Source organism: Streptomyces flavofungini, from assembly GCF_041028215.1.
In the GTDB taxonomy this organism is placed as follows: Bacteria; Actinomycetota; Actinomycetes; order Streptomycetales; family Streptomycetaceae; genus Streptomyces; species Streptomyces flavofungini_B.
This window is the reverse complement of the sequence record NZ_JASKYR010000787.1, coordinates 1-4,082: the sequence shown is the minus strand read 5'-3', so window position 1 is coordinate 4,082 and position 4,082 is coordinate 1. Positions and strand designations below refer to the sequence as shown.

3 protein-coding genes are annotated in these 4,082 nt (G+C 70.4%); 2 read left to right on the top strand and 1 reads right to left on the bottom strand.

Annotated features, from left to right (window positions below; genetic code table 11):
- The first annotated feature begins 74 nt into the window (after nucleotides 1-74).
- A complete protein-coding gene (locus tag AB8Z36_RS34445) occupies nucleotides 75-1,934 on the top strand; it encodes a GMC oxidoreductase (RefSeq protein ID WP_369217319.1) in 1,860 nt (619 codons plus the stop codon).
- Between the two features lie 89 nt (nucleotides 1,935-2,023).
- On the opposite strand, the gene AB8Z36_RS34440 is transcribed toward AB8Z36_RS34445, so the two are convergent.
- Nucleotides 2,024-2,947: an LAETG motif-containing sortase-dependent surface protein gene (locus tag AB8Z36_RS34440; protein WP_369217318.1), complete on the bottom strand. Its 924-nt coding sequence runs from the start codon at nucleotides 2,945-2,947 to the stop codon at nucleotides 2,024-2,026.
- 278 nt (nucleotides 2,948-3,225) lie between these two features.
- Here AB8Z36_RS34440 and AB8Z36_RS34435 point away from each other — a divergent pair, with 278 nt between their 5' ends.
- The gene (locus AB8Z36_RS34435; protein WP_369217317.1) at nucleotides 3,226-3,603 is read left to right on the top strand and encodes a hypothetical protein; all 378 of its coding nucleotides are present in this window, start codon (nucleotides 3,226-3,228) and stop codon (nucleotides 3,601-3,603) included.
- Nucleotides 3,604-4,082 lie beyond the last annotated feature (479 nt).

The window sequence follows — 4,082 nt, the reverse complement described above, 5'->3', positions numbered from 1 at the left end:
CGTCTGGCCCGACCCATCTGCCTCGACCCGTCTGCCCCGACCCGTTTCGCCCCGTTTCGCACCGAGGAGAGTCAATGTCACAGGAGAGCTCTGTCCAGAACCGGGCGGACGACGAGGCTTCGTACGACGACGCCGTGGCCGCGGACGACTCCGGCGGCGCTTCGTACGACTATGACGTCGTCGTCGTGGGCAGCGGCTTCGGCGGTGCCGTGTCCGCGCTGCGCCTGACGGAGAAGGGCTACCGCGTCGGCGTCCTCGAAGCGGGCCGCCGCTTCACCCGCGAGTCCCTGCCCAAGAACTCCTGGGACCTCAAGAACTACCTCTGGGCCCCGGCCCTCGGCCTCTTCGGCATCCAGCGCATCCACCTGCTCGGCAACGTCATGGTCCTCGCGGGAGCGGGCGTCGGCGGCGGCTCCCTGAACTACGCCAACACCCTCTACGTACCGCCCACTGCGTTCTTCGAGGACCCGCAGTGGAAGGGCATCACGGACTGGCAGGCCGAGCTGAGCCCGTACTACGAGCAGGCCAAGCGCATGCTCGGGGTGCGGCTCAACCCGACGACGACCCCCTCCGACGTGCATCTCAAGGCCACCGCCGAGGAGATGGGGGTCGGCGACAGCTTCCACATGGCGCCCGTCGGCGTCTTCTTCGGCGACGGCCAGGACGCGGACGGCACCTCGACCGCACGGCCCGGCGGGGAGGTGCCCGACCCCTACTTCGGCGGCGCGGGCCCCGCCCGCAGGGCCTGCAACGAGTGCGGCGAGTGCATGACCGGCTGCCGCCACGGCGCGAAGAACACCCTCAACGAGAACTACCTCTACCTCGCAGAGAAGGCGGGGGCGGTCATCCACCCGATGACGTCGGTCGTCGCCGTCACCGAGGACTCGCGCGGCGGATACGCGGTGTCGACCCTGCCCACGAACGACAAGCGCAAGGGCAGGGGCCGCACGTTCACGGCCCGCGAGGTCGTCGTCGCCGCCGGTACGTACGGCACCCAGACGCTGCTCCACCGCATGAAGGACACCGGCCTGCTGCCCCGCCTCTCACCGCGCCTCGGCACGCTGACCCGCACCAACTCCGAGGCCCTGGTCGGCGCCCAGACCACCGACCGCCGCTACCGCGCGCGGCACGGCGCGCCGAAGGCCGACTTCACCAAAGGCGTGGCGATCACCTCGTCGATCCACCCGAACGCCACCACCCACATCGAGCCCGTCCGGTACGGCAGAAAGTCCAACGCCATGGGCGGCCTGACCGTGCTCCAGGTCCCGTACAGCCTCAAGGGCGGCAAGGCGCGGGTCGCCGGCTGGCTCGGCAACGTGGCCAGACACCCCTGGCTGACGGCCCGCTCGCTCTCCAACCGGCGCTGGTCGGAGCGGACCATCATCGGCCTCGTCATGCAGACGCTCGACAACTCCCTGACCACGTACCGCAAGGAGAAGGGCCTCGGCAAGGGCCTGCTGACCGCGCGGCAGGGCCACGGCGCGCCCAACCCCACCCAGATCCCCGAGGCCACGCAGGCGGCGACACTCCTCGCCCAGGAGATCAACGGCTTCCCCGGATCGAACATCGGCGAGCTCATGGGCACCCCGCTGACCGCCCACTTCCTCGGCGGCTGCCCCATCGGCGCATCGCCGGACAGCGGCGTCATCGACCCCTACCACCGGCTCTACGGCCACCCCGGCATCTCGGTGGTCGACGGCTCGGCGGTTTCCGCGAACCTCGGTGTGAACCCGTCCCTGACGATCACCGCGCAGGCCGAACGTGCTATGTCCTTCTGGCCCAACAAGGGCGGCGAGGACCCGCGCCCCGCACAGGGCGAGCGGTACGTACGTCTCGCCGCGGTCGAGCCGAAGACCCCGGCGGTACCGGCGGACGCCTTCGGCGCGCTGAAGCTGCCGTTCCTGGGGATGCCTGCGGTGCCGCCGAAGAAATAGGGGCGTGTGAAGCGGGGGCGTGTGCGGATACACGTAAGGACCTGCGCCCCCCTCCGAGCGCAGGTCCTTCCGCGTGCTTCGGGCCGCTGTTACGCGGCGGTGTCGGCCTTGCGGCGGCGGACGACGAACATCGCGCCCGCACCGACGGCGACGGCGGCGCCGCCGACGAGGCCGATGGTCGGCAGCATCGAGCTCGAACCGGTCTCGGCGAGGCTGCCGGTCACCGGAAGCTCCTTGGCGCCACCCTGCGGAACCTTGACGTCCGACGGCTTCGTCTCGGGCTTCGGGGTGGCCGTGCCCGGGTGCTCGTTGGTGCTGCCGGGCTTGAGGATCGTCAGATCGTAGTACGCGAACGAGTTGTGCACGCAGTTGTCCTCGGCGTCCACGTAGCCGCCGAGGCCGATCGCGTAGCCCTCACCCACCGGGGCCTTGGCACCGACGTTGAGGCGCAGCTTGACCGCGACCGTGTCCTTGGGGCCGAGTTCCGGGGTGACGCCGAAGGCGAGGCCGCCCTCCAGATCGTCGTCGAGCGAGACCCAGGCGTCGGTCTCCGGGTCGAAGTACTGGAGATCGGCGTAGGTGCTCAGCCAGTTCTTCTTGGAGTCGCTGTCCGAGAAGTTGTTCACGGCCGCGATCCAGTTGACCTCGCCGAGCGACTTGTCCGTCGGGTTGGCGGCGGTGAGCTTGAACTGGTGCCAGCCGCTGCCCGCGACGATCCTGCTCGGCAGGCCGGTCAGCTTGATCTTCAGATCCGAGTCCGCGTCCACGCCGTCGTCGTCGACGGGGCAGTCCACCGGCGTGTCGCTGGGCGTCGGGGGCGTCGTCTTGGCGGGTGGCGGCGTGTCGCTCGGCGTCTGACCCGGCTCGGTCGTCTTGCTGGGCGGCGGCGTGTCGCTCGGCGTCTGGGGCGGCGTCTGCGTGACGGTGTCCCCGGCGTCCCCGGTCGCGAAGGCGGCGGGGGCCGACAGCAGCGAGAGCGGAACGATGGCGGCCGTGGCCGCCGCTGCTGCCATGGCACGGCGAAGCTTCATGAAGACCTCAGAAGTCCGGCGCGCTGCCGGGCGGCAGCACGGAGGTTGGGGCCTCCGCGCTGGGACGCGGGTGTGGCCTTGGTTACTGCATGCATGACCTGCGATGGCTGTGAATGGTTGTCCCCTCATTCACATAATCCTTATGTGGCATGGCTCACATTGCTTGTGCGGTCGTGAACGGGTGCCGTAGAACTGCCCCCGCCCCGCGGGTGCTTCGGAAGAGCCCGCGGTGCTTACGGGAGAAAAGGGGAGGGGACGGCGTGGCCATACCTGATGAGGTGTGGGAGAGGTTCGAGAACGACAGCGAGCGGGACATCCGTTCGTCGGCGCCGAAGGAACCGTCCGCGCGGGCCCGCATGGTGGCCGAACGGCTCCGGCGGCTCGACGAGGAGGCGGCCCGCCAGGAGGCCGCGCGGGCCGGGCGGTTGCGCCGCAGACGCGCGAAGCGCGACGCCGAGCCGGTGCGCTGGCGCCCGGACGACTGGCGCGCGGCGCCCACGGGGTCGACGGGCGGCGGACGCTCCCGCTCGGAGCGCTCACAGCGGGTCCGCCAGGTGCGGAGCGTGGTGATCGTCTTCGGCTTCATGGCCCTGGCGATCGTGCTGCTGAGTCCGCTGCGGTTCTACATCTGGGGCTGATGGGGCCGCCGCCTCGGCACCGGCGTGGAACCGGCTTTGGGACTGGCTTCGGAACCGGCTTTGGAGCTGGCTTTGCAACCGGCTTTGGAACCGGTGGTGATCTTCCTCCGTCGTAGAAGTGGTGCGGGTGACTCCGCACCAGTCGTACGTACGTGATGTGTGCCGGGGGAGAGTCCGTGAACCACCTGAACCGCCTGAACCGTGTGAAGCCCGTGAGGCTTGCGGGGCCTGCGCGGCCTGCGAGGCCCGTGAGGGGCGTCATGGCGCTGGTGCCGCGTGCCGTGGTGGCCGTCTCGGTCGTCGCGGCTCTCGGGGCGACCGMSRCTTGTGGGACGACGACGGCGCGAAGCCACACGCGAGCGCGGCCCCCTCGAAGGGGCCCGGCGCCCGTCTTGAGAAGGCGGCGCTCGCCACGGGCGACATCAAGGGGTACAGGGTCGAGAAGCCGGACGCCTCCGGGGGAACGCGGAAGCCCACCG

What these genes read in the sequence shown, in the direction of transcription:
- AB8Z36_RS34445 (WP_369217319.1), top strand. Translation starts at nt 75, where the DNA reads ATGTCACAGGAGAGCTCTGTCCAGAACCGGGCGGACGACGAGGCTTCG.
- AB8Z36_RS34440 (WP_369217318.1), bottom strand. Translation starts at nt 2,947, where the DNA reads ATGGCAGCAGCGGCGGCCACGGCCGCCATCGTTCCGCTCTCGCTGCTG.